The 26,322-nt window shown below is 54.3% G+C and carries 28 protein-coding genes and 1 pseudogene; 10 read left to right on the top strand and 19 right to left on the bottom strand.

Annotated features, from left to right (window positions below; all coding sequences use genetic code 11):
- Positions 1 to 37: 37 nt before the first annotated feature.
- On the bottom strand, positions 38 to 694 hold the full coding sequence (locus ABSE13_RS03470; protein ID WP_424027098.1) for a hypothetical protein: 657 nt from the start codon (positions 692 to 694) through the stop codon (positions 38 to 40).
- 188 nt (positions 695 to 882) lie between these two features.
- On the opposite strand from ABSE13_RS03470, the gene ABSE13_RS03465 reads away from it, so the two are divergent.
- Entirely contained in the window at positions 883 to 1,368 is a 486-nt protein-coding gene (locus ABSE13_RS03465) for a winged helix-turn-helix domain-containing protein (protein ID WP_424027097.1), read from the top strand.
- Positions 1,369 to 1,658: 290 nt separating this feature from the next.
- Here ABSE13_RS03465 and ABSE13_RS03460 read toward each other — a convergent pair whose 3' ends face one another.
- Positions 1,659 to 3,326 (bottom strand): SPFH domain-containing protein, encoded by a 1,668-nt coding sequence (locus tag ABSE13_RS03460; RefSeq protein WP_424027096.1) that lies wholly within the window; start codon positions 3,324 to 3,326, stop codon positions 1,659 to 1,661.
- Between the two features lie 624 nt (positions 3,327 to 3,950).
- Here ABSE13_RS03460 and ABSE13_RS03455 point away from each other — a divergent pair.
- Together ABSE13_RS03455 and ABSE13_RS03450 are read left to right on the top strand one after the other, a co-directional pair.
- Positions 3,951 to 4,136, top strand: coding sequence for a tautomerase family protein (locus ABSE13_RS03455; protein WP_424027095.1), 186 nt, complete (start codon positions 3,951 to 3,953; stop codon positions 4,134 to 4,136).
- 78 nt (positions 4,137 to 4,214) lie between these two features.
- A complete protein-coding gene (locus ABSE13_RS03450) occupies positions 4,215 to 4,736 on the top strand; it encodes a hypothetical protein (RefSeq protein WP_424027094.1) in 522 nt (173 codons plus the stop codon).
- 4 nt (positions 4,737 to 4,740) lie between these two features.
- Here the strand turns inward: ABSE13_RS03450 and ABSE13_RS03445 are convergent, their stop codons facing one another.
- Positions 4,741 to 5,934, bottom strand: a complete 1,194-nt coding sequence (locus ABSE13_RS03445; protein WP_424027093.1) for a hypothetical protein — start codon at positions 5,932 to 5,934, stop codon at positions 4,741 to 4,743.
- 165 nt (positions 5,935 to 6,099) lie between these two features.
- Here ABSE13_RS03445 and ABSE13_RS03440 point away from each other — a divergent pair, with 165 nt between their 5' ends.
- From ABSE13_RS03440 to ABSE13_RS03430, 3 genes are all read left to right on the top strand, one after another.
- Positions 6,100 to 6,681: an RDD family protein gene (locus ABSE13_RS03440; protein WP_424027092.1), complete on the top strand. Its 582-nt coding sequence runs from the start codon at positions 6,100 to 6,102 to the stop codon at positions 6,679 to 6,681.
- Between the two features lie 88 nt (positions 6,682 to 6,769).
- Entirely contained in the window at positions 6,770 to 7,138 is a 369-nt protein-coding gene (locus tag ABSE13_RS03435) for a HEAT repeat domain-containing protein (protein WP_424027091.1), read from the top strand.
- Between the two features lie 56 nt (positions 7,139 to 7,194).
- Entirely contained in the window at positions 7,195 to 7,758 is a 564-nt protein-coding gene (locus ABSE13_RS03430; RefSeq protein WP_424027090.1) for a hypothetical protein, read from the top strand.
- 234 nt (positions 7,759 to 7,992) lie between these two features.
- Here ABSE13_RS03430 and ABSE13_RS03425 read toward each other — a convergent pair whose 3' ends face one another.
- Positions 7,993 to 8,532: an archaemetzincin family Zn-dependent metalloprotease gene (locus ABSE13_RS03425; RefSeq protein WP_424027089.1), complete on the bottom strand. Its 540-nt coding sequence runs from the start codon at positions 8,530 to 8,532 to the stop codon at positions 7,993 to 7,995.
- Between the two features lie 17 nt (positions 8,533 to 8,549).
- Between ABSE13_RS03425 and ABSE13_RS03420 the strand changes: the two genes are divergently transcribed.
- Positions 8,550 to 8,969 (top strand): UPF0146 family protein, encoded by a 420-nt coding sequence (locus ABSE13_RS03420; protein WP_424027088.1) that lies wholly within the window; start codon positions 8,550 to 8,552, stop codon positions 8,967 to 8,969.
- On the opposite strand, the gene ABSE13_RS03415 is transcribed toward ABSE13_RS03420, so the two are convergent.
- Positions 8,946 to 10,376 carry a replication factor C large subunit gene (locus tag ABSE13_RS03415; protein WP_424027087.1) on the bottom strand — a complete coding sequence of 477 codons (1,431 nt, stop codon included), beginning with the start codon at positions 10,374 to 10,376 and terminating at the stop codon, positions 8,946 to 8,948. The genes ABSE13_RS03420 and ABSE13_RS03415 overlap by 24 nt on opposite strands.
- A 145-nt stretch (positions 10,377 to 10,521) precedes the next feature.
- Between ABSE13_RS03415 and ABSE13_RS03410 the strand changes: the two genes are divergently transcribed.
- The 3 genes from ABSE13_RS03410 to ABSE13_RS03400 all read left to right on the top strand — a co-directional run bounded on the left by ABSE13_RS03410 (position 10,522) and on the right by ABSE13_RS03400 (position 12,687).
- Complete coding sequence (locus ABSE13_RS03410; RefSeq protein WP_424027086.1) at positions 10,522 to 11,535, top strand: methanogenesis marker 2 protein; 1,014 nt, start codon at positions 10,522 to 10,524, stop codon at positions 11,533 to 11,535.
- The gene (gene mtxX, locus ABSE13_RS03405) at positions 11,520 to 12,284 is read left to right on the top strand and encodes a methanogenesis marker protein Mmp4/MtxX (RefSeq protein WP_424027085.1); all 765 of its coding nucleotides are present in this window, start codon (positions 11,520 to 11,522) and stop codon (positions 12,282 to 12,284) included. The genes ABSE13_RS03410 and mtxX overlap by 16 nt, the downstream gene beginning before the upstream one ends.
- Positions 12,285 to 12,480: 196 nt before the next feature.
- Positions 12,481 to 12,687, top strand: coding sequence for a histone family protein (locus ABSE13_RS03400; protein WP_292544835.1), 207 nt, complete (start codon positions 12,481 to 12,483; stop codon positions 12,685 to 12,687).
- Positions 12,688 to 12,771: 84 nt separating this feature from the next.
- Here the strand turns inward: ABSE13_RS03400 and hisB are convergent, their stop codons facing one another.
- The 14 genes and pseudogenes from hisB to ABSE13_RS03330 form a co-directional block, all read right to left on the bottom strand.
- Positions 12,772 to 13,353, bottom strand: a complete 582-nt coding sequence (gene hisB, locus ABSE13_RS03395) for an imidazoleglycerol-phosphate dehydratase HisB (protein ID WP_424027084.1) — start codon at positions 13,351 to 13,353, stop codon at positions 12,772 to 12,774.
- A complete protein-coding gene (gene hisA, locus ABSE13_RS03390) occupies positions 13,350 to 14,060 on the bottom strand; it encodes a 1-(5-phosphoribosyl)-5-[(5-phosphoribosylamino)methylideneamino]imidazole-4-carboxamide isomerase (RefSeq protein ID WP_424027083.1) in 711 nt (236 codons plus the stop codon). Before hisA ends, hisB begins: the two co-directional genes overlap by 4 nt.
- A 5-nt stretch (positions 14,061 to 14,065) precedes the next feature.
- A complete protein-coding gene (hisG, locus tag ABSE13_RS03385; RefSeq protein WP_424027082.1) occupies positions 14,066 to 14,986 on the bottom strand; it encodes an ATP phosphoribosyltransferase in 921 nt (306 codons plus the stop codon).
- Positions 14,987 to 14,993: 7 nt separating this feature from the next.
- On the bottom strand, positions 14,994 to 16,196 hold the full coding sequence (locus tag ABSE13_RS03380; protein WP_424027081.1) for a methionine adenosyltransferase: 1,203 nt from the start codon (positions 16,194 to 16,196) through the stop codon (positions 14,994 to 14,996).
- Between the two features lie 266 nt (positions 16,197 to 16,462).
- Positions 16,463 to 17,728: a zinc ribbon domain-containing protein gene (locus ABSE13_RS03375; protein WP_424027246.1), complete on the bottom strand. Its 1,266-nt coding sequence runs from the start codon at positions 17,726 to 17,728 to the stop codon at positions 16,463 to 16,465.
- A gap of 72 nt (positions 17,729 to 17,800) precedes the next feature.
- A pseudogene (locus tag ABSE13_RS03370) lies at positions 17,801 to 17,860 on the bottom strand (zinc-ribbon domain-containing protein); the annotation flags it as partial.
- A 126-nt stretch (positions 17,861 to 17,986) separates the two neighbouring features.
- Positions 17,987 to 19,360 carry a hypothetical protein gene (locus ABSE13_RS03365; RefSeq protein ID WP_424027080.1) on the bottom strand — a complete coding sequence of 458 codons (1,374 nt, stop codon included), beginning with the start codon at positions 19,358 to 19,360 and terminating at the stop codon, positions 17,987 to 17,989.
- A gap of 144 nt (positions 19,361 to 19,504) precedes the next feature.
- The gene (locus ABSE13_RS03360; RefSeq protein WP_424027079.1) at positions 19,505 to 21,214 is read right to left on the bottom strand and encodes a histidine kinase N-terminal 7TM domain-containing protein; all 1,710 of its coding nucleotides are present in this window, start codon (positions 21,212 to 21,214) and stop codon (positions 19,505 to 19,507) included.
- Between the two features lie 437 nt (positions 21,215 to 21,651).
- On the bottom strand, positions 21,652 to 22,530 hold the full coding sequence (gene sucD / locus ABSE13_RS03355; RefSeq protein ID WP_424027078.1) for a succinate--CoA ligase subunit alpha: 879 nt from the start codon (positions 22,528 to 22,530) through the stop codon (positions 21,652 to 21,654).
- Complete coding sequence (locus ABSE13_RS03350; protein WP_424027077.1) at positions 22,527 to 23,612, bottom strand: succinate--CoA ligase subunit beta; 1,086 nt, start codon at positions 23,610 to 23,612, stop codon at positions 22,527 to 22,529. Before ABSE13_RS03350 ends, sucD begins: the two co-directional genes overlap by 4 nt.
- Positions 23,609 to 24,145: a 2-oxoacid:acceptor oxidoreductase family protein gene (locus ABSE13_RS03345; RefSeq protein WP_424027076.1), complete on the bottom strand. Its 537-nt coding sequence runs from the start codon at positions 24,143 to 24,145 to the stop codon at positions 23,609 to 23,611. Before ABSE13_RS03345 ends, ABSE13_RS03350 begins: the two co-directional genes overlap by 4 nt.
- Positions 24,142 to 24,930 (bottom strand): thiamine pyrophosphate-dependent enzyme, encoded by a 789-nt coding sequence (locus ABSE13_RS03340; RefSeq protein ID WP_424027075.1) that lies wholly within the window; start codon positions 24,928 to 24,930, stop codon positions 24,142 to 24,144. Before ABSE13_RS03340 ends, ABSE13_RS03345 begins: the two co-directional genes overlap by 4 nt.
- On the bottom strand, positions 24,927 to 26,027 hold the full coding sequence (locus ABSE13_RS03335; protein ID WP_424027074.1) for a 2-oxoacid:acceptor oxidoreductase subunit alpha: 1,101 nt from the start codon (positions 26,025 to 26,027) through the stop codon (positions 24,927 to 24,929). The genes ABSE13_RS03340 and ABSE13_RS03335 overlap by 4 nt, the downstream gene beginning before the upstream one ends.
- The gene (locus ABSE13_RS03330) at positions 26,024 to 26,296 is read right to left on the bottom strand and encodes a 4Fe-4S dicluster domain-containing protein (protein WP_424027073.1); all 273 of its coding nucleotides are present in this window, start codon (positions 26,294 to 26,296) and stop codon (positions 26,024 to 26,026) included. Before ABSE13_RS03330 ends, ABSE13_RS03335 begins: the two co-directional genes overlap by 4 nt.
- Positions 26,297 to 26,322: the final 26 nt, after the last annotated feature.

Here is a 26,322-nt window from a genome sequence, read left to right as displayed (position 1 = left end):
ACGGCCCCCTCCTCATCCGGCCCAAGGGTCCGCCCAATCACCATAAGCCCGGCTCCGCCCCACTCGCATACCAGGATACGGAAGGATGAGCCGAAGCTTGCGGTGGTTGCTGTGCGTGACGGGGAAAAAAACTAACGGGTTCAGCGAAGAAAATTACCGGGACATTGTCGATACCCTGTTTTTTTGATTCTGAGGCAATGAACGAATACATTTCATCGAGGGTATTCTGGTCAACAACATCTTTTTCATGAAGGCCGACCGCAACCGAACCCACTGCATTGTATCCGTAGGAGACCACCGGCCCCTTAGGATATGCATACTGGTTTTCAAAAGATCCTTTCGACGACTCATAGAGACCGTCGAGTTTCTTGTACCAGGCATCCCGTTCGACAGCGGTATAATTCGCCATGATACCCCGCGATACAATCTGATGGTCTTTCGTGAAGATCGGGACAGGGCCGTAGGATTTGATCAGGTTTTCAGAGTAACAGGATGCAAGCGACTCAAAGATTTTGTCGTCAATCACCCCTCCCGGTTCGTTCCCGAACGGGTGAAGCGGTGACGTGGGATTTACGAGATTATCGTGAGTGACCGGGCGTAATGCCGTGTTCTTATCCTCAACTCCCGCTCCCGAAGCCATTCCTACGATCAGGAGCATACTTACGATACATGCCAGTGCAATCCATCGTTTCACCAGTATCATCTCCGTTTTGAATTCTGAAGACACAGAATGTCTTCAGGGAATGCTTTGATAAGATGAGTAATATAATGAATTAAAATGTTAGATCCAAAGCTAACAATCGGGAAAAGAATCCTTTTTCATTAGGATTCGTATCAGTAAATATAGAAATATTGAAGTATTATTTTTTTACAAGATTACTTATGGAACCTGAGACCGATTATACGATTGACAAAACTACAATCGATAGTCTGTCTTCAGAAACCCGGGTACGTATCCTTTCTTCCCTTCGCAGCAGGAAAAAAACCAATGCTGAACTCGCAAAGGAACTCTCATTAGCCCCCCCGACAATTCATCACCACCTCGAACGGCTGAAAAACGCCGGCCTTGTCGAATCAACAGAAAACGACCACAAGTGGATTTACTTCAATCTGACACCCTTCGGGCGGGCACTGCTGAATCCTGACAGGAAGATGAACGTCTCAATCATTCTTTCTTCCATCCTGACATTTTTCATTGCACTCACGGCGGTCTACACCTATTTCGCCATGCCGTCTCTTGATATAAGGCCATGGATTCCCGTGGCAGGAAATCCATTCCTCCAGATGTTTATCGTAGCAATAGTTGCCGTAATCGGGCAGATAGGAATTTTATTCTATGTACTTTCCCGGAACAAAACCCCATCATAGTCCTTCTGGATTTGGTCAAACAATTTTTCATGCAGGGAACACTTGGGAATCAAACCTGCACTGAATCTGATCGGGGCACATGGAAACCGCTGGTCATGAGCAAATTTTCAGTACCATCAGTTCCGGGAATCGACGACGGGTCCGGTACTAAATCCGGTCCCGGGTCCGCCCCATCACCACAAACCCGGCCCCGCCCCACCCGGCATCACCATAACTATCACCAGTTAGTGCAGGATCTAAAACCACTGGTCCCTTCACAGAAATCAGGAAAAAAGGATAGTTCCGGGATCTTACTTCTTTTCTTCGACCGGAACTGATGCTTTCTGCTGCTTCTCCAGAAGTGTGGCGAAATATGCGGTCAGAATGTTCCCACCCTGGCCACCTTCGCCGGTCACCAGTACATTCGGCGTGATAATGATATGGCCGTCGGCGATCTTCTGGATGGCATTGAGCATAGCAACGTTTTCCGACCCGAGAGCTTCTTTCTGTGCAGTGTACGCTTTTGCCGTACCGAGCCCGACCTGCTCGTTGGCGTAACTCTGGCCGTCCGCCTCAGCTTTTGTTGCGTCCCGTGTACCGTATGAAGCCTCACGGACCGCCGATGCGTTGTCCTTCGCAATGTCGATGGACAACTTTGCTGCGATAACGTCGCCCTGCTTATTGGCGCGTGCCGTTTTTTCTGCTACCGCAATCCGCTGTTCCTGTGCTGCTGCTTCCTGGATGTACTGTTGCTGCTGCTGGACTGCGATCTGTTTCTTCGTCTGGGTCTCAAGAAGTGCTTCGTCCACTTTGATGTATGCGATGAGGAGTCCCTGGACTTCGACATGGTACTTCTTGAACTCGTCGCGGGCTTTCTCGAACGCCTTTGTCTGCAGTTCCGTGCGGCTGTGCACAAACTGGAGTGCCGCCTCGTTGCCGGCCTCGTTCCGGAACGATGCATCGATGAGAGGGTGTGCGACCTGTTCGATGAGATTGTACACGCTTCCGAACCGGGCAATCACAAACGGGGCATCGTCTGCCGGTATCCGGATGATAAGCCTGACATCGACTTCCAGCTGGAACCCATCCATTGAGGTGACTTTCAGCTGGGCGAACTTGAAAAATTCTGCAACATTTGCATTATCCCGAACGTTGCCCTGCGTAAACTGGAGGGATTCCTTGGAGCCTTCGGCAGATGCCCAGTCGATGGTCACTGCACTGGTCGGGACGATTTCAGCCCGGTATGCGGCGGTGTTAAGGTTGTATTTCCCGGGCGCAACGGGATCCCGGAGGATCCCTCGCTTTGTCTTGTCGGTGATCAGGATTTTCTCCGCATCCTCGTGCACCGGCTGGCTCAGGTCGGGTTCGGCTGGGACCGGAGGGGCCGGGTCAGGAGATTTTTCCAGCTCCTCGCCGACGCTTGAGATGATGACAGCCACGTTCCCGGGAGGGATAATGGCCATGTCGACCGGTATTACTTCAAAGAGCAGCGGGTTGATGTAATAATCACCGGGCTGGAGCGTTTCAAGCTGAGTTCCCCGGTATCCCAGACTCTTGATAAATGCCTGGCCATTCTGGAAATGGCTGTGGTCTCCCGACGGTCCCGGTGCGATGGCGAACCGCGAGGGGAGGGGAATTCCGTCAAGCGCGGTAACAATCCCGACTTTTCCCTGGGAAACTGCGATAACCGGCATTGGCTTAACGGAAAAAATCCGCGTGTTGATCCGGTAGGTTCCGGGTTTCAGGATACCGATCTGGGGCCCTTTGCAGCCACCGTTTTCGAGGAATAACCGGGCGTCCTGGAATGAATTGCTGTTCACCTCGTCGCCAAGGAGCCGGCCTGCGGGAATCGGTATGCCACCGATCGATGATACGACACCGACATGATCGGATTCTATCGTAACAACCGTTTCCCGTTCCACGTTCCAGAGGATCGGAAAATAATAGTATAATCCCGGCATCAGGATGTCTGCCTGCAATCCAACCTCCCCTTTCGTAGCAATTATCTGGCCCTGGGGTAATGTTGGTCCGAACATCTTCCTGGTTACGATGCCGACCTCATTCGCGTGTATCAGGTGAAGTCCGGATGTCAACAACCATAATACTACGATAATTACGACAATCAGAAGAAAAACCGAAAATGCATCCATTTTGTCTCAACCCATTTATCTGGATTTTTATCCTTTTTAAATTCAGAGCATCCACATAATTAAGGTTTTATGTTTCCGGATAATCTCTGCTATCCTGCCCTTGCCAGGGAACAGACGCAATTACCGGGATCGGAATTCATCTGAGGTGTCTGCGCACGGGACCGTTGCGATCGCAGAGCGCACCGAACACGATGACGGGGGCGGGACCGCTTCCCTGTTTTTCGTAGGCGATTTTCGTACCATCTTCAGAAGTTAAGGTGAGCATGCTGCGCCATATGAACGATGATCAACCCCTGTTCAAAAAAAATTTCCCTGAATTTGCTGAAAAACGGTAACCAGATCTCAATAGCCGGAAGACCGGGTGTAAGGTCCCCATCAAAACCATTGATCCGGAACCGCAAAACCGAAGCCCGTTTATCACAATCCGGCATATTAGCTGAGTGAGGTACTATCATGCCCGTCATCATCATGAAAAGCCGGAAAGGCATCTCGATCGAACAGAAGCGCAGGCTCGCTAAGGAATTTACTGATACCATAGTCAGCACCCTTGGCACAAAACGGGAACTCGTCACAATCTTCTTTGAAGAGAAGGAACTCGAGGACATCGCCAAGGCCGGCAGGCTCCGGTGCGACGAGTAAGTACCCTCTTTTTTTCCTGCTGGCAAATATGCAACATTTAAAACTCCATACGCTCACTCTCTGGTAACGGAGATTTGCATGAACGATATTTTCTGTGCATTCATGAACCGGCCGCGAGCCCCGGCGTCACAAGGACTCGTTGTTATTGCAACGATTCTTGCTCTCGCATTCCTTCTGGTAAACCCGGTTGCCGCCACCCCGCCAACCGCTGTTGATCTCGCATACAATGACGTGACCGGCCAATTGAATGTGACGATCACCCACCCGGTGCCCAATCCCGATGTCCACTACATCAAAAATGTGATGGTAAAAGTCAATGATGACGTGGTTATCAACCGCGATTATACCAGCCAGCCCACGAAGGACACGTTCACTTATACATACGCCCTTCCGCTCAAACCCGGTGACACCGTCAGGGTCACGGCGACCTGTGTTCTGGTCGGTTCGCTTACGGAGACTCTCACAATCCCAGCGCCGGTACATGCGACTGCGAGCCAGGCTGCGGCACCCGTACCAACACCGACCCCAAAGGCTGCGGCCGGACTTCTCCCCATGACGGGGGCGATCATCCTCGTCTTTGGCGTGAAAAAATTGTTATAATTTTTCAGCGATTCCCGCCACGGCGCTCACTGTACGGGATGTCCGCACTCTTCCCCTTGGATAACTTCTCCCGTTCGCGGCGGGAACTTTCGAACCGGTCTTCAAGGGGAATATCAACACTTCCCCCGCGGGAGAGCTGCTCCTTCTCGCGGGCACCTTCGAACCGCTCCTCAAGGGGGATCTCGACACTCCTCCCACGGGAGAGCTGCTCTTTCTCCCGGGAACTCTCGAATCGTTCCGCGATCGGAATCTCAACGCTCCTTCCCCGGGACAGCGGTTCTTTCTCACGCACTCCCTCAAACCGTTCCGCAATGGGGATCTCGGCACTCCTGCCCGGCGGCATCCGTACGGGATCGTTCCGGCCACGCGGCCTCCGTTCTTCATAGGAGATCTCGCGGCTGGGCCGGGCGGAGACTGCCGGCCCCCGGGCTACGGTCCCCCCGGGTGAATCGGCATCCGGAATAAAATCGATACCGGCCTCGTCAGAGGCCCGGGATGTCCGGGCCCCCGTAGTACCTCTGGTGGCCCCCCCGGCATTCCCGGGAGCAGGGCGTGCGCCGGTATACCCGTACGGGCTCCGGCCGGGAGCTCCCTTCTGCCCGCCCCGTATCTCTGCCACCTGCTCGTTCACGGCCTGCTCACGGTCACTGGCGCTCCATTCAGTGAACATCAGGAACTGGAGGAACGATTCAGGTTCCCGGAACACCGAGGCGCGAATTCCCTCGAAGACGATCGTCCGGTCGACCGTGCCAAACCATCCTCCCGGGCGTTCCGTGATGGCACTGTCACCGGATTCAAAGACATAGACCCGTTCGATCTCCCCGTTCCGGCCCCAGCCGGTCTCGGAGATCCCGCTTTCCTCGAACGTGAAGAGCTTGCCCACCGCGCCGTACTCCCCGCCTTCCCTGACGGCGATCCGCCGGGCACCATCCTCGTAGCGGAAGGTCCGCGGGCGCTCGCCGAATGCAAAGGTCTCCTCCAGCATGCCGTACGGATCGAAGACGAACCTTCGGAGGATCTTCTCCTGCCGTACCGGATCGCGTTCCGTCATCATGTTTTCGGATGGATCGAAAAGGTAGAGCCGTTTCAACTTTTTGTTGCCATCCAGTACCCGCACGCCGCCGTTCCCGTACTGGTAGTACCTGACCAGGGTCCCTTTGCGCGTGCCTGCAAATTCGGTAATGACTGCATCTGTCATGCCAGCCGATTCCTCCGCATTGATTCTTCAGGTTCACCTGAGGACTGTTTTTTAACGTTATTATCTGCGGCGGGAAATAGTTTCTTCCTCCGGGGATCCCGGCCGGGTATCCGATATGCTCAAGAGTAAACTTCATGCATTTCGGAAGACAACAGAGATCCTGAAATGGCAGATGAACCTTCGGGATCCGCAATTATTGCTGATCCAACACAGGAACCGGAATCAACCGCAACTTCATCAGGTATCCAGTATACTTCCACAATCACCCAGGATCGCGGCCAGACTCTCTATCTTGCCAGATGGAGCACCAGGTTCTGGGCATGGCTGATCGATTTCATCATGGTCATCCTCTTCCTCAATATCGTCCATGGCATATTTCTCCCATTCTGGAATATCCCGCAGTATCTGGATTTTACACGATGGGATCCCTTCGAATTCGGTTTCCAGACCCTCTTCTTCTTTGCCTACTGGACGGTCATGGAAGGGTTCCAGGGCAGGGGACAGTCCATTGGAAAGATGGTGATGAACCTCAAGGTCGTCAACCGGGACGGGACGAAGATCCATTACAGGACCGCGGCGATCGAAAGTTTCGGCAAGGCGTTCATCCTGCCGCTTGACTGCCTGGTCGGATGGCTTGGGATGCCGGGTACGAAACTCCGGATGTTCAACCGGCTCTCCAACACGCTCGTCATCAAGACCGATTACAAGGATCCCGACGGGATCATTTACGTAAAGGAAAAAGAGTAAAATTTTTCCCGTTTGTCTTTCTTCTTCTCTTTTTTTCACACAGGGTACGATCCGCAATATTTTTGTAGATACGCCCTTTCCGGTACTCATGGACGATCAGGAGCCCGCATCTCCGGAAGAACCGGAGCAGGCAGCCGGTTCAGAAGAATCCCCTGAATATCGGGAGAGGCTCGCCCATTTTATCGCGCTCCTCTCGGACGACAACGAAGGCACCCGGTGGAAAGCTGCCGAGATGCTGGGCCGGATCGGCGACACCGATGCGGTCGGTGAACTGATCGACACGCTCTGGGATGATGATCCCCGCGTGAGGCTGAAAGCTGCCTGGGCGCTCGGGCAGATCGGGGATGCCCGGGCAATTCCCCCGCTCCAGCACCTGTACCGGATGGAGAACGAGGGGGCCCAGGAGATCATAAAAGAGGCACTCGATGCGATCAACCGCCAGAGATCCCTGGGTTGAATTCCTTGCGTGAGGTTTATTGGTCTCCGAAGGCTATAGGACAAGGTAACAGGATTATGGACGATATTGAATCACTGTACCGGAAAGTCGACGGCAAGATCCTGCTCGAGATCAAACTTACCTCGATCATGCAGCTCTTCAACTCGTTCGATCCGGCACCATTCCATGAGAAAGAGCTCGATTCCGCAGCAGAGCAGTATATTGTCGAGACGGTCAAGGACTTCCCCGCAAGAACAGAATTTAAAATGATCATCTATCTGCCAAAAGATCTTGTTTCCGGAGAACAGGCCCACAAGATTGCCCCGGCAATCCACAACCATTTCCAGTACAAAATGCTGGTAGCCGAAAGAAAATACCGGGCCCGCATCCGTCACGGCAGAGCAACCCTCCTGATCGGCCTTCCCTTCCTTACCATCGCCCTGCTTGCCAGGGCATATGTCTCATCCTTCGGGGATTCCCTCATTCCCCAGATCTTTGCCGATGCCCTCCTGGTCATTGGCTGGGCAGCCATGTGGGAGCCGGTAACCGTACTTCTGTACGAGCTCTGGCCCATCCTCCAGCTGAAAGCTACGTATGAGAGGATCAGCAGGATGGAAATTGATATCCTGCCCATAACGTGAACAGCACTCATCTGAACCGTGGAGTGTGTGTGTTTATCTGAATACTCATGCTTTCCGTGCCGGGATGCAAAATACCTGTTTTGACTGTACTTTGCGAGGGGGGAAGACAGCGCTTAATGCATGCAGGAGACCGCAGCACAACAGGATGGTCCGTAACCCCCCAAGTACCGGAGCAAGGGGGCATTCCACACTATTGAGGAGATGATGTGTAAAAGAGGAAAACACATGATCGCTTTAGCAGGTTCCAAGATTCACTGCAAGATGCTCGCGGCAGGTGGGACAGAGCATCTTCTTCTTGCGATCAAGTTCATCGAGTGTATCGGGTTTGAACATGATACATTCCCTGTTCTCGCAATGATCGAGGCCAAGGAGATGCCCGATCTCATGAGCCCCCTCCTTGGTAATCCGGTCCATAAGATCATCATCGTTGTTTTGTCGCCCGTAATATTCATTGCCGAGCCGGGCTGTGGAGACAACTGCCGCACCCACCTGCTGGCGGGCGAGGCCGAAGACAAAACTGTTGCCGTTCCGGAAGAGATCCTGATGGACAACAAGAAGGACGGGTTCTGCGATCCCGTGGCGGTGCTTATAGGTCTGGATGCTGTCAAGAAGTGCCTGGGCATCGATCTGTTTCCTGCTGACCACATATCCCATCATCCTGACGTGGTTCTCGGAAACCGTAGCCGGCACGCCGAGGACCGCAGAAATCATGCGTGAAACCGGCGTCTGTAAGCCGGCCGGGGAGAGGGCATCCCAAAAAATATGGATATGCATCGCTATATTCTGTTGGAATGGACTCCTATAAACATATTGAGACGTGCGTCGGCAGGTTCATCTCGGAGAACTATACCAGCGCCGTCGAAGTGGGGGTCGGGCACAACCCGGGCGCGGCACTGCTGATCCACAAGGCAGGGATTCCCGTCCGATGTACTGACATCCACAGGAAAGACCCACTCCCCGGTATCGTTTTTACCACTGACGATATATTCGATCCCGATCTCTCTGTTTACGCAGGAACCGGGGTGATCTATGCAATTCGTCCGGCAGAAGAGATGATCCCTCCCCTGATTGCCCTTGCTAAAAAGATCGATTGCGATCTCATTGTCTATCACCTGGGATTCGAATCGTGGGGGGATGGGGGGGAGAAGATCGACTGCGGAGTGATCCTCCACCGTTATTACCGGCGATCAGAATCCGTCAAACAGGGTTGACTGGGTGTGTGACGGGATCTTTTTTTCTTCGGATTCCGTTACCGGGTCAGGTGTCTCCACAAGGGGAGCCGGGGGTTCGGGGGATAATTCCTGAACAGGGAGTGCCGGGATTTCCTCTTTTTTTGCCTTCTCTTTCTTAGATTCTTTCTTTGGCTTTTTTCGCGATTCCGCTTCCTTATCTTCCTGCACCAGGACTTTAATGACCTCCGCGGATCGGGCCCGGTCATTGAGGAAAAAGTTGAGCTGATCAGCGTCGAAAGCCAGCTCCCGGGCATACATGGCAGGGTCATTACCGACGAGCATCGAGACCGTTTCCAGATAATTTTCCCGCAGGGTGTTCTGCGGGATATGCATCATTGAGGATACTTTATTGAGGGTCGCTATCCGGATCGCCTTCTGTTTCCTGGCAGTTGACATCTTCTGCCATCGTTCAGGAGGCATGATGCGGGTATGTATGCCACACCCACCCGCCGCGTCTGCAACCCCGAGGAGCATCAGAGCCGTAGCGTACCGCCAGAGCGTATGATACTGGCGCCGGTAGGTATAGCCGAGATATTCATCCGCACGGGAGAGATGGGTATATGCCAGGGCCACCGCATGAGGATCGGGGATACTGTGAACGCTTCCCTCGACCCACTGCTCGATGGTCTCCGGAGTGTCGTCCACATCATACGAAAGGCGCATCAGGTCCTCATCCGGGGCCTTTCCGAACAGTGCTGAAATCAGGGAGAAGATGGATATCCGCTCATCTTTCTGCGATGTGTGGACCTGAACATCGTCAAGCCGGTCCCTGCCGATCGCTGAGGCATAGAGCATGTTGACCGCGGAGCGGATATCGCCTTCCGCGCTCTCGGCAATTACGTGGAGCGCGGAATCGCTGCACGCAATCTTTTCTGCTGCACAGAGAAATTTGAGCCGTGGCGCAATGGAACGTGCGGGAACTGCCTTGTACTGTACCGGTTCACACCGTGCCCGGATTTCCGGGGAGATACCGTACATGTCGTTGGCAATCAGGATCATCGGTTGCTGGGCATGACGGATACACTCAAGTATCGCCTTTGCCCCCCCACGGTCGGCTGTACCCTGAAGATTGTCTGCTTCATCCAGGACCACGAGTTTACGGGAGGCCCCGGTCAAACTTGCCGTAACGCTTCCTGCGCCGGCAATACGTTCAATGACTGCCGCCGTCCGCTGGTCGCTCGCATTGAGCTCGATCACTTCCCAGTTCATGTCGGTTGCAAGCGCGAAGGCCGTGGAGGTTTTCCCTATGCCAGGCTTGCCGTAGATCAGGAGGGGGCGGGATTTGTTCGTCCAGTTCTTCGCCCACTCTGCAATCTGGCGGACCGCAGTTGTATTGCCAACGATGTCCGCGAGATGTGCGGGGCGGTATTTTTCTGCCCAGTCCATACCAACACGTTGACCGTATATCAAATAAAATCACTTAGCCATCAGCGATGTTTCTGTTATCGGAGTCAGAGCAAATAAATTATCTCTGATGAAACGCAATTAGCATAAACGAAGATATTAGTCGTAAGTCATTCCAGGTGATGTCGTGGTCCACAGCTGCTCCACAGAGACGATTGCAAAAGTAGTCCGGGAATACGAGGGAGTCAAACGCAAGCATGCCATCGGTGAGATGGTCAAGGCCCTGCGGATTGATGCCCCTCACGTTGTTGCCGCGTTCGGCGAAGATGCAGCGGTGATCGAGCACAACGGTGAGGCGCTCCTTCTCGCTGCCGATGGGATCTGGAGCAGGCTGATGGATGCCGACCCCTACTGGGCAGGTTACTGCTCTGTGCTCGTCAACATCCATGACATTGCAGCCATGGGTGGACGACCCATTGCGATGGTCGATATCTTCTCTGTTTCGAAGACCACCGCCCTTGAGCAGGTTGTCAGGGGGATGCACGACGCATCGGCCCAGTTCGGGGTCCCGATAGTCGGCGGCCATCTCCATCCGGATGCACCGTACAGTGTCATCGATGTCTCGATTCTCGGAGCGGCGCGGCTGGATTCTATCATCTATAGTCACACTGCCAAGAGCGGGGATTGCGTAGTGGCAGCGATAGATCTGAACGGCCGCGTCCATCCCTCCTGCGCACTCAACTGGGACTCGGTAACCATGAAGACACCGGCTCAGGTCAGGGCCCAGATCAGCCTGATGGAAGAGATTGGAAGCAGGCATCTGGTGACTGCCGGCAAGGATATCAGCAACCCGGGGGTCATAGGCACCCTCGGTATGCTGCTGGAAGTAAGTGGAAAGGGGGCGGAGATCGATCTTGACCTGATCCCCAGGCCAAATCTTGCCGATAATCACATAACATTTGAGCAATGGGTGAAGATGTACCCGGGTATGGGATTCATCCTGACGGTTAACCCGGATCATGTGCAGGAACTCACAGCCCTCTTTGCCGGTGTCGGAATGACCGCAAAAGTGATTGGGGCCGTTGACAACGAGAGAACCCTCCGGATCCGGTATGATGGCGAGGAGACGCAGGTCTTTGACTTCATCAATAACGGGATCATGCACCTGACCCTCGAGGATGTCGGATGCCAGTCGCGCTGAAGCGGATCGGTATCGGAATAGGGAGTGACCCGGAGAAGGTCATCGAAAGCGTTCTTTGCGTTGCAGGGAAGTTTTCAACATTCTGTTACTGCCTCCCGGGCATCGTTGCCAGGAAACCCGATGAAAGTACCATCCACATTGTTGAACATACGCACCCTGAACAGGCAATGATCGACGATCTTGTTTCAGGGAAGATCGATGCTGCCGTGCGGGGCACCCTCCCTGCCAACGTAACCCTCAAGGCACTGAAAAAAGCTGAAGGAGTTGATCACCTTGAGCGGATTGCCCTCCTGGAAACGGTTACCGGGAAAAAATTCCTGCTCACACCTGTCGGAGTGGATGAAGGATGGACAGTTCCCGAAAAACTCGAGCTGATCAGAAAAGGGAAGGAAATTGCAAAAAAATTCGGGCTTCCTGATAAAACGGGTATTCTTTCCGGGGGAAGACTGGGGGATGTCGGACGTCATAAGCAGGTTGACGCAAGCATGGCGGAGGCGGAGCTTATTGCAAAACTTTCCGGTTCGGTGCACTGCGAGATCCTGATCGAAGATGCTGTTGAAACCTGTGGCCTGATCATTGCACCGGATGGGATTTCCGGCAATCTGGTCTTCCGGACGCTCACGCTCCTTGGAGGCGGCCACGGGCATGGTGCGCCCGTTGTAAATATCAGCAGAATTTTCGTGGATACTTCGCGCGCCTCTCCAAATTATGTGAATGCGCTATTGCTCGCAGCATCTTTGCTGGAATAAAATAAAACCCCTAAAAATACCCTTTTTTTCCTGAATAAGCAGATAATGGGATTAAAAAATATTCTGCGAAATTCTGAACCCCGATTTCCGCTTGCCTTGCAGTAAACCCTCAAATATCGTAATACTGAATAATTTGCAGTATTTTCCCAAAAAGTATTTATATATACCAATGGGATTTCTTTTTGAGGTAATTAGTATGGCAGATTTACCAATCGCAGCAGTTGTAAGGATTGCAAAGAAGAACGGAGCCGAAAGAGTAGGCAGCGATGCAGCAGAGGCACTCGTTGCAAAGGCAGAGAAGTACATTGCCCAGCTCACCAAGGAAGCCAACAAGCTTGCCGAGCACGCTGGCAGAAAGACGATCAAGAAAGAAGATGTTGACCTGGCAGCAAAGTCCAACTAATCAACACTTTTTCTCTTATAACAATTGTAAAGTATTTCTGGTTTTGTAAAATTTTCTTCCTGAAGCCGGATCCTGGCAGAGCGCTCAGAACTTCCCCTTCGTGCTCCGGATTGCCTTTTTATCCCCGGTCATAGAAAGCGCTTCTCCAAGAGCAATGCCAAACGCCTTGAACGTCACCTCGCACTGGTGATGATCGTTCTTTCCGGAGAAGGTGATATGCGCCGTGATGCCAGCCCGGGTGCTGAGTGAATAGAAGAAATGCTCGAAGATGTCGGCAGGGATCGTCCCTACGACTTTGTTGCCAAACGACCCGTGCCAGACAAGGTATCCCCTGCCGCCGCAATCAAGGGCTACCTGCGCCAGAGATTCATCCATGGGAATAATTGCATGGGAAAAACGACGGATACCTGCTCCGTCACCGATCGCCTGCTTTATTGCATCACCGAGCACAATCCCGATATCCTCGACAGTGTGGTGGCAGTCCACATGCAGGTCGCCTTTTGCCGTGCAGGTGAGATCGAAACCCCCGTGACGTGCCATTGCGGCCAGCATGTGGTCAAGGAACGGCACACCGCTGTCCACCGAGATCTTCCCGACCCCATCCGGGTTAAGTCTGATCGCGATCTTCGTCTCTTTTGTTTCACGCTTGACTTCCACGACTCTCATCGACATTCCTCCATTGCATCCTTCAGTTTGATCTTCCCGCTATACAGGGCCGAGCCAAGCACGGCACCAAAGGCACCTGCATTTCTCAGCCCGGCTACATCCGATCGGGCAGAGACACCCCCTGCCACCACGACCGGGATACCGACATGATCGATCAGGCGCTTCACCGGTTCGAACCGGACTCCCTGCTGCAGGCCCTCAACATCAACGTTTGTATAGAGGAGGGATCCGGCCCCAAGCTCTTCAAACTTCTTTGCCCACGCAAGGTAGTCGCCCGCAGTCTCCTGCCATCCATTGACCGCAATCAGGCCACCTTTGGCGTCAACACCAGCCATCACCCGGGCACTCCCGAACCGGTCCGCCAGTTCCCGGATACATGCCGGTTCCTGCGTGGCGAGTGTCGAGATGATCACCCGGAAGACGCCGGTCTCCAGCCACCTGGCGGCATCATCAACGGACCGGATGCCTCCGCCCAGTTCTATCTCCACACCGGTCTTCCGGATAAGTCCGGTTATCAGGTCTGCATTCTTTCCAGAACTGCCAAATGCTCCATCGAGATTGACCACATGGAGGGCTTCTGCTCCCTCATCAAGCCAGCGCATGGCGCAGGCAAGAGGATCGCCATAGGATATTGCACTCTCCCGCTTTCCCTGCACAAGCTGGACGCATCGCCCGCCGAGGATGTCAACAGCCGGAAAGATCTTCATAACCATCAGCGGATCATCCGTTGAATACCCATAACAAGGATGTCTTTTGCTCCTGCACGCTTCAGGGCATTGATCAACGCGTATACCCGCTCCTCGTTCACAACGGCATGAACTGCCACGAGACCCTCATTAGAAGCTACGTCCATCACCGTCGGGCCGGAGAGGCCGGGCAACACGCGTTTCACCGTCTCCAGAGATGTACGCTTTACGTTCATCATCAGGTAGCACTGTCCGCGTGCCCGGATCACGCTCTCCAGCGCAAGGTGAATCTCATCGATCTTGTCCTTCTTGGTCCTGATGGAATCCCGGTTTGCTATCAGGTGAGTAGATGTAACAAGCACTTCGTCAATCACCCGGAGCCGGTTGGTCCTCAGGGTAGTACCGGAACTGGAGAGATCGATGATCGCGTCAGCGATCCCAAGATGCGGCGTTGCCTCACAGGCTCCTCCGACAAGTACAACACTAACATTCACACCGTGGCGCCCGAAGTAATTTCGGGTTATCACCGGGAATTCTGTAGCGATCTTCTTGCCCTCAAGCTGTTTCACAGAAGTGATCCCGGAGTCCTCGTGAACCGCGAGGACCACTTTTGCCCTGCCGAACTGGAGGTCAAGCAGTTCTTCAACATCGGATTCACGTTCCACAACCATATCGTGGCCCGTGATCCCGAGATCTGCAGCTCCCGTAGCTACGTATTCCGGAATATCGACAGGTCTGGCAAAAAGGATCTCTACGTGGGGATCAAGGGTCTTGGTGATAAGGCGCCGTTCCCCGGTCTCGGCGAGGTGGAGCCCGCTCTTCTCCACGAGTTCCATAATGGGGGCAGCGATCCTGCCCTTGTTGGGAATTGCAAGCCGGACAACTTCAGAAAAGGGGAGGGGGCCGGATTCCCCGGGTTTCCGTAACGATTTTGCCGGTTTAGCCATGTTCGCTTCAGAAGGTCCTGAGTTTGCCTTCGATTACCTTCTCGGTGACAGAGGTGACATTTGCCAGCTGATCATCAACGATCTCGAGAACCTCAGCATTGATCTCCTTGAGAACGACACCACATTTCGGCAGCACCTGGATACTTGCCACGAGGGGGTAATCGATCGGCTTACCAATCTGGGAGAGCAGCCGGACATACATCTCTTCGATCCCGTCGACCTTTGTCACGCACTCGCGGGCGATCTGTGATGACAGGAGATTGTAGATCTTCCCGATATGGTTGATCGGGTTCTTGCCGCTGGTGGCTTCCATGCTCATCGGGCGGTTGGGAGTGATAAGACCGTTGCAGCGGTTGCCGCGGCCTACCGAACCGTCATCGCCCATCTCGGCAGAAGTCCCCGTTACGGTCAGGAAAACGCTCTTCTTCTTGATATCATCCGCGGTGTTTACGTGGACAACAACCTTTCGCTTTGTGCTCTTCTTTGCAACGGCCGTGATCTGCTCGTTGAGGAGCACCATGTATTCCTGGTACTCGCGGATATCCGCACAGTACTTGTCGACGATAGCGCACGCGACAGTAAGGGTAATGGTATCCCGGTCCCGAAGCCCCATGATCTTGATGTCCTGACCAATTGCAGGGTATTTCTTCCGCAGTTTCAGGTCGATGAAATCAGCGGAATTCCTGATGATGGTCTCGACTTCCGAGAAGGGAGCGTGCCCGACACCAAACGAGGTATCGTTGGAGCGCGGGGCCTTGCCCTGACTGGGCTTGAAGACATCCCGCAGGTCCGTGGATCCGATACCAAGGCGGCAGTCAACGATGACATCGCGGTTGAGGTTGAGTTCCGGGAGGATCTTGTGAATATATGTGTGTGCTGCCTCGACGGCAACGGCATCGGTCGGAATTGTGATGCCATTGAACTGCCGGGTGGCACGACCATCGAGAAGCACATAGATCGGGCGTATCATCTTCCCGCCACCGAATTTCGGGGCGGACTCCCCGGCGACTACCTCGCCCTGGTCAGTGTTGTGGTGGAGGACAAACCCGAATTCGTCGAGGTAGGCCTTGCAGAGTGCCTGGCTGATCGATTCGGCAATTCCATCGGCAATGCTGTCAGGGTGGCCGAGACATTTGCGTTCAACAAGTTCGATACGCTGCTTTTCAAGGGGGATCTGGTCCAAGGCTTCAATCTGGATATTTCTTTTCATATATTTCCTCGTGACACTTCGTAATAGTATAAGGACTGGAGTTCATATAACAATTTCCAATAACACAATAATTATCACTAAATTATTACCCCGGGAAATTTTCCGGGACGTCCACCACAATTTTAAACCATCGGGTGGATCGGATACAAAAATATCGATATTGAACTGACAGGATTTGAAAGATGTGCTGGTATGTGTACCGATGTTCCACAAAGTACGAGATGATGCACGCCAGAAACCAAAAAAAAGTCTGTTAATTGTCTATTTTATCGTCTGAGGAATTTGTGAAGGATCGTCATCTCGCTACCCTTGGGAACCTTTTTCACGGGGGGTCTTGTCGGAACCGGCTTCTCATCCTCGGCCTCCTCATCATCTGCAACGTCCGGAGGAATACGGTGTTCATGGCCTGGAGGATCGGTCCTTGTCGCACGTTTATCCGTAACCGTCGTGTGCTGCCGTGAATGCGGCAGGGTCCTTCCCTGGTTCAGTTTCGTGCCGCAACCCGGACAAAAATTTGCCGAATTGGGGAGTTTCTTGCCGCAGTTATGGCAGAACTGGGGTGTATCTGCAGGTGGTTCTTCAGGAACCGTTTGTTCCTTCACAGTTTCCTGGACAACCGGACGACGCGGGGAAGATACGAATTCCGGTTCAGGTTCCACTTCCTGCACGATACGTCGCGGGAGTTCCTGAACCGTCCTCCGTACGGGTTGCTGGGGGGGTTGCCCGAGAGGTTTTAAGGCACCCTTCATGGCGACTTTCATCGCCGACTGGACTTCCGGTTTCCTGACTGAGGGTACAACCGTTTCCGGTGCACGGGGGATTTCCCGGTCATAATCAGACGTCACAATCTGACGTTTGACCGGCTCTGCAACCTGTCTCACCTGTGTTCTCCGGGGGGGGGCAATGATTTCCGGTTCAGGTTCAGGTTCCGGCTCTTCGTCTGGAATCTTGTACGCCGACAGGAGGCGTTTTACCGGGGGTTGCTTTTCATGATCCTTGAGAGGTTTTCGTGCCGGCTGAATCTCCTGCCTCTGTACGGGCTTTACCGGCGGTCGGCGTACATCCGGTTCTTCCTCTTCTTCAGGTTCGGGAGCAGGTCGGCGGGGAGCTTTTTTCGGTCGGTCTTCTTCGTGGAGCAACGCTATCCATTCATCAATCTCACTTGAACGGTCCATCCCGTTCTGCACAAAGACCAGTTTCATGGTCTTGATCTCATCATCCTGAGAACGGATTGACAGTACAAGCACCGGATCCGAGTTCTCGGAAAACTCGATGATACTACCGGCGAGCGTATCCCGGGCCACATCTTTTGCGGTGACTTTGAGTTTCTTTTCCTGCGTATCGATTAAAAATATACGGCGATCGGTCAGATACGCATGGAAAAAGAATTTTTTGACCGATACATTCAGGGAGCCGATAAGAACCTGCTCACCAGACTGAAGGTACGCGGAGATCCCGCCTTCTTCCTCATCCCCGTCTGGTTCGGGCTCATCTGCAGGTTTTTGGGTACGTGATGCACCTCTCTGGGTCATGCCGTCTCCCGATACAGCAGACCTGCCCGTACCGGGGGCGGGTTTTTCCTGCCGCCGGGCTATTGCACCGCCACAATACATACACTCGACGGCTTCATCCCGTATATTCATCCCACAGTGAGGGCATTTCATCGATGAGCTCCGTTCCACGGTATCCGGACTAGATAACTATAATGTTCTCATAAGATAAGAAAAATTCTCTGATCGGAATCCGGTGTACCGATTGTGGCACTACGTCGGGCCAGGATGCAGTTCATCTCAAAGGACACCCAGTGTTTCTGCAACCTGCACGCGCTCCTCCTCATTCGCGATGCTGTGGATATAAATGCCGGTATCTGGTTTTTTTGCTGCCAGCAGGGCATTGATCCTGCAGCGGATGCCATCCCCGTCAAGATAGCAATCCTGCGAAGATATACGACCGAGGCGTTCACTGATCAGCTTCCCGAAACTGTCATGGCAACAGCCGCCGTGGATGATCTCTCCCCCGGAAATTACAAGGAATACCCCGTTCTTTGCGGCTTCATCATGATCCTTCATCCGGAAGGTCCCGAACCTTTCGTCCCCGTAAGGGTTGAGAAATGCCCGGTAGAACGGATCGTGCTTTTCCTTTCGTTCCCATAAGAACAATCCAATCCGGAGGGGGAGGTAGTGAGAATACCGCGCAACAACCTCGTCCTTCAGATGCCGGTAGGGCGGGGTCTCCAGCACATCTTTCAGAGGTTTCTGGGACCACGAGAACGAACCACTTTTCACGGTACCGGCAATAACCAGCTTCACGGGTTTGAAATACAATGTCCTCGGATCGCACTGGACCGCGATGGAACCGTCTTTAAGGGTAAGAAAGACACCGGACTTTACCTTTTTCCCGCATTCGTTACCAACGGGCTCTGACGATGTCTTTTGCACCCGTGGCTTCTCATCCCTCCTGTTGTGAGCGATGGCTGACCAGATCTCCGGGGAATATATCTTCTCCAGGTTGCTCTTCCAGATCGGATCGCGGATCGTTGAGATGGAAACGAGCCGGAATTCTTCACCAACCGGGATGAATTTCGCCCCGCATGACGTGCATTCAATATAGTATTCGGTATGGGGCAGGCCGAATAGTTGCTTTCCCGACACCCGGTTCAGTGTACCATTCCTGCAGATCGGGCAAAGATTCATCCAGGATGCGGACAGGGAGCCGGGACCTGTATCGGTAATATTCCTGACGGTCTTCAAGGGAACCGAGGCGCTATGCCAGGTCCATTCCTGCAGCAGCCTGATTCCCCGTGCCTTACGGTGGGAACTGCGATCCAGCACATCTGTCTTCTCGGCAATACCAGCCCGGCAGAAAAGCTCGGTGATGACCGGTGCAAGGGGAAGTCCGTCGGTATTAAGCCGCTGTCCGAGGCACCGGTCAAGACCGGCCGGAACAGGATCCGAGATGACGGCCGGTGTCAGGATCGGCAGGGTTTTGGAGAATTCCGCGTTGAGGCATTCCAGTGCTACTGCCACCTGCTCTTCAGTTACCCGTACGCCATCCCGTTCAAATGGCAGGCCGGCTCCACTCCGGCGTACGGCTTCGTACGCCAGTGCCCGGATACTATCAGGTATAGGGAAAAACTGCGGGGCGGACATGAATGTATGCGTCATATCCTTTGACCTGCGATCCGTATAACAATTCCCCCAGGGAGAGGTCTGTCTGTCTGTCTGTCTGCCCGGTCAGGATCGGGCTTGCGGATTGTAAGTAAATACGGGGAGCCGACAGCATGACAAGTGGGCAGAAGTTGTCCGGGACTATTTTTCGCTCCCACGAAACCGGAAGTTCCCGGGGGGTACCCGGATTTCAAACCGTGCCCCCCGCCCCTCAGTGCCGGTCTCCTCGATCATGATATTTGTAATAGCGAGAATTTCACGGGAGAGGAAGAGACCCAGGCCGGTATTCCTGCCAAATCCCCGCTCAAACAACCGGGTCCTGTCCTCATCCGGGATACCGGTTCCATTATCGTCGACCACCAGAACCATTTCGTTCCCACCCCGGTAATAAGATACATTCAGGGCGGTCATCCGATCACCCCCGTACTTCATTGCATTATCGAAGAGATTGTAGAACACCTTCCCAAGCATGGGATCTGCAAAAACCTCAAGATTTCCGGTGTTGTTCTCCAGCTTCACCGTTTTTAAGTCCAGCTGGGCCTGTGCCCTCCTGATCACTGCATTCAGATCCTGCCAGACAGGTGATTTGGTACCGAGCTGCTGGTACTCATAGGTAAATTCGATTTGTTCCTGCATTGCATGGACGGCTCGTTCTTCCTGATCCAGGTACTCATTCTGGATCGGATCTGTTGCAATTTCCCGGATCAGCTCGATGTAGCTGCGGACGACCATCAGCTTGTTGTTGAGGTCATGCCGTGTGATACTTGTCAGGAGACTGAGCTTTTTGTTGGCACGGGCAAGGGCCAGTTCTGCCTGCTTCCGTTCAGTCACGTCACGGAACAGGTAAAGATACCCCGATGAACCGGAACCCCATTCATCCATCGGAGTAAAAAGCACATCGAAATAATGCGGGGCGCCGTCATAGGGGAGGTGAAGCTCGATCCGTCGTTCCCCTCCCCCGCTCGCAGGATGATCGCTGACTGCTTTGAGCAGGGTGATCAATTCCGTAATGTTCCGGCCGACCGCGACATGGGAGGTAAACCCGGTGATTCGTTCTGCAGCCGGGTTGATGTCTATGACGCAGTTCTTCCTGTCGACCACGATCACTCCGTCGCGCATGGTAGCAAACACCCGGGAGTAAGCAACCGGAACCGCGGAAAAGAGCTGGTAATGGAGGAGGCCTACTGCAAGGACAATCCCGGTGATCAGGAACGCGATGGGAGTCAGGTCATATTCCGGGAACGGAGCGAGATGGAAAACATAGGCCATGTTACATAACGCGGGTATGACTGCAGCACAGAACAGGAGGATGGTCTGGTTCCGGTAGAGAGCATTCGGACCAAAGAGTCGCCCGCCTGCGAGCGTAAGAGCAATCAGGGCGATCGCGTAGCAATACGCGATGGTAATCCAGAAGAGGGGCCCGTGCTCGTATATCCAGATGACCGAACCATTGACAGTTTCCGCATGGAAGCCGGAGTAATACAGGTAGTGGTACTGATTTGTAAGTACCATAAGATAGACCAGTGCAGGAACAATGAAGAACAGGGGAACGGTTCTGCGGGTGAGATATTGTTCCCGCCCGGTATAGCACATGACAACAAAGAGCCAGGCAACCGGCACGGTCAGAAGAGCGGGATACTCGATATTGTTGAGGAAAAGGACGGTCGAGAGCTGGGTGCTCATCATCTCCATCGCGTACCCGTATATCCAGACCGTCTCTGCGGCCATCAGCAGGATGAACGGTTGAGAGATCGGGTTTGCCCGGTTGCGCCATCCGATGATCGTGAGCACGGCTGATACCGTTCCCGATATCAACATGAGGACGACGAGCGGGGTAAACTGGATGATCATGGGTCCATCTTCGGCAGGGGGTAGTTCCGGTTCCGTGTAACTGGGGTGTCCGGCGGATCGTTTCCGAACCTGTTGAACGGACCGCCGTAAAGGTAAGATCTAAGTCTTCCTGCATGAGTCTTAAATACCGCAGACTTGATTCCGTCGGCAGGAAATTCCTCACTTCTTTCACAGGCCAGGAATCGTGTTTTTATTATTCATCATCAATGAAAAAAGCAAAACGCCGATACACAACAAGGAGGATCAACCTTCAATCCCCGCTCTTTTTCGATTTCAAAACGCATCGATCCCCCCTTTACAGAAACTGATCTGATTGCCAGGCTCCAGAAGGACTATTCAGGAAAAAAGGGACGGGGGCTGATGACACGATGGATGCAACATGGCCGAAGGATTATCCTGTGAAAATCACACCGGAAAAAAGAGATGCCGGAGAACATTCAGCAATGGCAGTTGAATAGTTCCCGTACCATATCCGGTATCTCCGATACCCGGGATGCTACAGGAACGCCATGTTTTTTGAGCCGTGCAATCTTCGAGCGGGCGTCGCCTTCGCCACCCTCGACAATTGCACCAGCGTGGCCCATACGTTTGTCCGGCGGTGCTGATACGCCGGCAATATACGAAACGATGGGGAGATCCGTTGACTTTGCCCCTTCCTCTTCGAGGTTTCCTCCGACTTCCCCGATCAGGACAACAGCCTTTGTCTGGGGATCGTTCTCGAAGCGTTCCAGCACATCGACAAAGGTCTGGCCGATCACCGGGTCGCCACCTATGCCAACAACCGTACTCTGCCCGATGCCGGCCCGGGTCAGTTCGTCCACGACTTCGTACGTGAGCGTCCCCGAACGGGAGATCACGCCCACATTCCCGCGGGAGAAGAGGCCTGCCGGCATTATCCCCATCTTTACCTCGCCGGGAGAGAGAAGCCCGGGACAGTTGGGGCCGATCACCCGTACGCCTTCCATCTTTGCATACGCCAGCGCTTTCATGGTATCATGAACCGGAATGTGCTCGGTGATACAGACGATAGTTTCTATACCGGCGCTGGCCTCTTCCATGATCGCATCAGCTGCAGCACCTGCGGGGACGAAAATGACGGCAGCACCAATGTCATGCTCTCTCATCGCGTCCTTCACCGTGTTGAAAACCGGGACACCGTGGACCTCCTGCCCACCTTTGCCCGGTGTGACACCGGCCACAACACTCCTGCCACCTACCAGCTTTGCATAGGTGTTCATCAGGCCGATATGGAACTCTCCCTGCTTCCCGGTAGCTCCCTGCACGAGGATCCCGGTCTTCCTGTCACCGTATATCACGCGGTCACCGCCACTGCCTTTTTCACGACAAGATCCATCGTATCGAGCATCTCATAGCCGCTCTCCAGAAGGAGCCGGCGCCCCTCCGCCTCATTGGTCCCGGCGAGACGGACGATCACTTTCTGCGAGATAGCTGCGGCAATGATCCCTTTTGCCACTTCATCGCACTTCGTAATCCCGCCCAGCAGGTTTACGACGATGACCTTCACGGCAGGGACACTCGCCACGAGACGGACTGCATGCATCACGCGCTCGCTCTCTGCTCCGCCACCGACATCAAGGAAATTTGCTGCCTTACCTCCGTAATACTCAATCAGGTCGAGGGTCGCCATGGTGAGACCGGCCCCGTTACCGATTACACCGATTGCACCATCCAGCTCCACAAACGAGAAGCCGTACTTCTCCGCCTCGCGTTCCCGATCGGTGAGATCGCGGTTGACGGATATTCCCTGCCTTCCGAGGGCATTATCGTCCACGATGATCTTTGCATCGGCTGCAAAGACACCCTGCGGCGTTGTGACAAGGGGGTTGATCTCCGCAAGGAGCGCGTCCTTTTCAAGGAATACCCGGTAGAGTTTGCTGATGATCTGCCCGATCTCTTTTGGCGCAGTTCCGATCAGTTCGCGGAGCATGAACGGGGGGAGGTCGCGCATGAGGGGATTTGCCACCACTTTCCGGATCAGTTCCGGGTGCTCCCGGGCCGTGACCTCGATCTCAACGCCACCGGCTTCCGTGAAGAGGATGAGCGGCTGTTTTGTCGAACGGTCAACCGTGATCGAGAGATAATACTCATGCTGGATCGCAAGCCGCTGCTCGGCAAGGATCTCCTTTACGGGAATCCCCTTGATCTCTTTTTTGAAGAGTTCTTCTGCCGTAGCAGTGCCTGTTTTTTTGTCTGCCATCAGGATACCGCCAGCTTTTCCCCTGCCGCCAATATCCACCTGTGCCTTGAGCACAAATGCATTCCCGAGTTCGTCCAGGTGCGGTGCCAGTTCTCCGGCAGAAGTCAGGAGAAAACCGGCCGGTATGGGGATCCCGTACTCCCGGAGCACGTTCTTTGCCTCGTATTCCCGTAATTTCATGGTGATATTCCTGCTGCAAGCTCAATGCCTTTTTTCATTGCCCTGATGTTGAGATCCTCGGTGCCCTTGGGTACGGAGTCGAGGATCGCTTTCTCCAGTGCAGTCTCGCTCACGACATGGGTCGATCGGACAAGTGCCCCGAGCATCACGATGTTTGCGACAATATCCCGGCCGAGAGAGATTTTTGCTTCCTTCGTTGCCGGGATCTCGATACACCGGCAGGCAGGCCGGGAATGGACGAGTGTCGAGTCCACAAGCATCATGGCCGGGTTCACAGCATCTGCACCATATTTTTCGAATCCTTCCTGCGACATGATGACATAGATATCCGGTACCGCCACTTTCGGGTACAGGATCGGCGTGTCGTCGATGATCACCGCGCTCATCGATGCCCCGCCCCTGGCCTCAGGCCCGTAGACCTGGGTCTGGACGGCGTACTTGTTGTCGTACATCACCGCAGCCCGCCCGAGGATGACTGCCGAGAGGATGATCCCCTGGCCGCCAAAGCCCGAGAACCGTACCTCGTTCCTCATGGCTTCACCCCCAGAGCCGGCCGGTTCCGCCGGGCCAGCTCCCCTACGACATACATATCATCCGGAACCGTCTCGCCCTGCTCCAGCATCCGGTCGCGTTTCGCTTTCAGGAGAGAATGCGCCCGCAGGTATTCCACGTGGTCGGCAACCTGTCTGAACTTGTTCCTGCGGCCAAAGGCGGTCGGACACTGGACCAGCGCTTCGATAAAGGAGAAACCCGGAGTCTCGAGACCTACCTTCACCGCTTTCTCAAGTTCCTTGACATGGTAGGAGGTCCAGCGCGAGACATAGTTCGCCCCCGCCGCGATCGCCAGCTCGCAGAGATCGAACGGCATTTCCATACAGCCGTACGGGGTCGTGGACGAGAAGCATCCCTTCGGGGTTGTCGGGCTGCCCTGCCCACCCGTCATGCCGTAGATCTGGTTGTTCATACAGACTACGGTGAGGTCGATGTTGCGCCGGCAGGCATGGATAAAGTGGTTGCCACCAATTGCCGCCAGATCCCCATCCCCGGTGAATACAACGACATGAAGGTCCTGGTTTGCCATCTTCACACCGGTAGCAAAAGCGATGGCCCTGCCGTGTGTGGTGTGGAGCGAATCGGTCACGATATAACCGGGGGCCCGGGAGGAGCACCCGATACCGGAAACAAAGACGGTCTCCTCTTTTGTCCAGCCCATCTGGTCGACCGCAGCCAGCGTGCAGTTGATGATCGTGCCATTGCCGCAGCCGGCGCAATAGATGTGGGGGAGCCGGTCCTGCCGGTACCAGTCATCAAAGCTCATCGTTTCGCCTCCAGTGCCGCCCCGAGTTCAGCCGGCGTATGAAGCTCCCCGCCAAGTTTGGGCAGGCTGATAACCGGCACATCTGCATGCCGCTCGATCTCCCGTGCGATCTGGCCGAGGTTCATCTCGGGAACGAGGAAGCGGCGGGCGTTCCTGAACTCCATAAGCGCATTCTCCGGGAATGGCCAGACGGTACGGAGCCGGAGGAACCCCACATTCTTATCATTCCTGTCGTGCAGGACCTGCTGAACCGTACGGACGGGCCCCCCGTATGCTATAAAGACCTGCTCCGCATCGGGATTCACGACATCATAGTCAGCGATCTCGTGCCGGGCCAGTTCAACCTTGTCCACGAGCCGCTGGACAAGGTTTGCATGGAGTTTCGGGTTCGTGGCGCACGGGTACCCCCGTTCGTCATGGGTGAGCCCGGTCACGTGGACGCCGTACCCTTTGCCGAACTGCGGGAACCCGGGGACGAGGTCGCTTTCCGGCCGGAAAGGCAGTGTGCCTTTTACAAGTTCCCTGCGGGGGACCTGCTCAACGGTATCGGGAATGGTAATTTTTTCCCGCATGTGCCCAATCACTTCGTCGGCCATCAGGAAAACCGGGACACGGAACCGGTCGGCAAGATTGAACGCTTTTGCCGTGAGTTCGTACATCTCCTGTACACTCGCAGGGCAGAGTGCGATAATAGAATAATCGCCATGCGAGCCGAACCGGCACTGCATCATATCACCCTGCGCGGCCATGGTGGGCTGGCCTGTGGACGGGCCGCCCCGCTGGACGTTCACGATCACGCAGGGTGTCTCGGTCATTGCTGCATAGCCGATATTCTCCATCATGAGGGAGAAGCCGGGACCGCTCGTCGCGGTCATGGCCCGGACCCCGGTCCACGATGCGCCAATCACCGACGCAATGCCCGCGATCTCGTCTTCCATCTGGATGAAGACCCCGTTCTTCTTCGGGAGTTTTGCCGCCATGTGCTCGGCGATTTCCGTGGAGGGGGTAATCGGGTATCCCCCGAAAAACCGGCAGCCTGCCGCCAGCGCCCCCTCGGCACAGGCAGTATTTCCCTGCCAGAATTCAGTCCGCGTCAATATTCAATCGCCACCTTTCTTGGTTCGTACGGTTCTTCCTCATCCCAGTGGATTGCCTGATCAGGGCAGGTGAGCTGGCAGACGCCGCAGAGCTGCCGCCCGTAGAGGTTCCGCAAGCGGCAGTTCGTACAGCGCTCAGGACGGTCAAGCTCAGGTACTACAATACCCCGGCGGTTGGGCTTTTTGCCCTCCCTGAAGATCTTATACGGACAGACCTTCGTACAGAGATTACACCCTTTGCACCGGGTCTCGTCGATGGCGAGTTTCATGTGAGATTTAGTCCTGTCGTACTAGT

This window comes from Methanoregula sp. (assembly GCF_049518935.1).
Classification (GTDB): Archaea; Halobacteriota; Methanomicrobia; order Methanomicrobiales; family Methanospirillaceae; genus Methanoregula.
This window is presented reverse-complemented; position numbering and strand designations above follow the sequence as displayed.

Bases quoted from the DNA above. Each gene is read 5' to 3' on its own strand.
- ABSE13_RS03445 (WP_424027093.1), bottom strand. From the start codon at position 5,934: ATGACAGATGCAGTCATTACCGAATTTGCAGGCACGCGCAAAGGGACC.
- ABSE13_RS03345 (WP_424027076.1), bottom strand. From the start codon at position 24,145: ATGAGGAACGAGGTACGGTTCTCGGGCTTTGGCGGCCAGGGGATCATC.
- ABSE13_RS03435 (WP_424027091.1), top strand. From the start codon at position 6,770: ATGGACGATCAGGAGCCCGCATCTCCGGAAGAACCGGAGCAGGCAGCC.
- ABSE13_RS03365 (WP_424027080.1), bottom strand. From the start codon at position 19,360: ATGACGCATACATTCATGTCCGCCCCGCAGTTTTTCCCTATACCTGAT.
- hisG (WP_424027082.1), bottom strand. From the start codon at position 14,986: ATGGCTAAACCGGCAAAATCGTTACGGAAACCCGGGGAATCCGGCCCC.
- ABSE13_RS03420 (WP_424027088.1), top strand. From the start codon at position 8,550: ATGGACTCCTATAAACATATTGAGACGTGCGTCGGCAGGTTCATCTCG.
- ABSE13_RS03340 (WP_424027075.1), bottom strand. From the start codon at position 24,930: ATGAGCTTTGATGACTGGTACCGGCAGGACCGGCTCCCCCACATCTAT.
- hisA (WP_424027083.1), bottom strand. From the start codon at position 14,060: ATGAAGATCTTTCCGGCTGTTGACATCCTCGGCGGGCGATGCGTCCAG.
- ABSE13_RS03415 (WP_424027087.1), bottom strand. From the start codon at position 10,376: ATGGACTGGGCAGAAAAATACCGCCCCGCACATCTCGCGGACATCGTT.
- ABSE13_RS03380 (WP_424027081.1), bottom strand. From the start codon at position 16,196: ATGAAAAGAAATATCCAGATTGAAGCCTTGGACCAGATCCCCCTTGAA.
- ABSE13_RS03350 (WP_424027077.1), bottom strand. From the start codon at position 23,612: ATGAAATTACGGGAATACGAGGCAAAGAACGTGCTCCGGGAGTACGGG.
- ABSE13_RS03465 (WP_424027097.1), top strand. From the start codon at position 883: ATGGAACCTGAGACCGATTATACGATTGACAAAACTACAATCGATAGT.
- ABSE13_RS03330 (WP_424027073.1), bottom strand. From the start codon at position 26,296: ATGAAACTCGCCATCGACGAGACCCGGTGCAAAGGGTGTAATCTCTGT.
- ABSE13_RS03425 (WP_424027089.1), bottom strand. From the start codon at position 8,532: ATGCATATCCATATTTTTTGGGATGCCCTCTCCCCGGCCGGCTTACAG.
- ABSE13_RS03430 (WP_424027090.1), top strand. From the start codon at position 7,195: ATGGACGATATTGAATCACTGTACCGGAAAGTCGACGGCAAGATCCTG.
- mtxX (WP_424027085.1), top strand. From the start codon at position 11,520: ATGCCAGTCGCGCTGAAGCGGATCGGTATCGGAATAGGGAGTGACCCG.
- ABSE13_RS03455 (WP_424027095.1), top strand. From the start codon at position 3,951: ATGCCCGTCATCATCATGAAAAGCCGGAAAGGCATCTCGATCGAACAG.
- ABSE13_RS03360 (WP_424027079.1), bottom strand. From the start codon at position 21,214: ATGATCATCCAGTTTACCCCGCTCGTCGTCCTCATGTTGATATCGGGA.
- hisB (WP_424027084.1), bottom strand. From the start codon at position 13,353: ATGAGAGTCGTGGAAGTCAAGCGTGAAACAAAAGAGACGAAGATCGCG.
- ABSE13_RS03375 (WP_424027246.1), bottom strand. From the start codon at position 17,728: ATGACCCAGAGAGGTGCATCACGTACCCAAAAACCTGCAGATGAGCCC.
- ABSE13_RS03450 (WP_424027094.1), top strand. From the start codon at position 4,215: ATGAACGATATTTTCTGTGCATTCATGAACCGGCCGCGAGCCCCGGCG.
- ABSE13_RS03440 (WP_424027092.1), top strand. From the start codon at position 6,100: ATGGCAGATGAACCTTCGGGATCCGCAATTATTGCTGATCCAACACAG.
- ABSE13_RS03400 (WP_292544835.1), top strand. From the start codon at position 12,481: ATGGCAGATTTACCAATCGCAGCAGTTGTAAGGATTGCAAAGAAGAAC.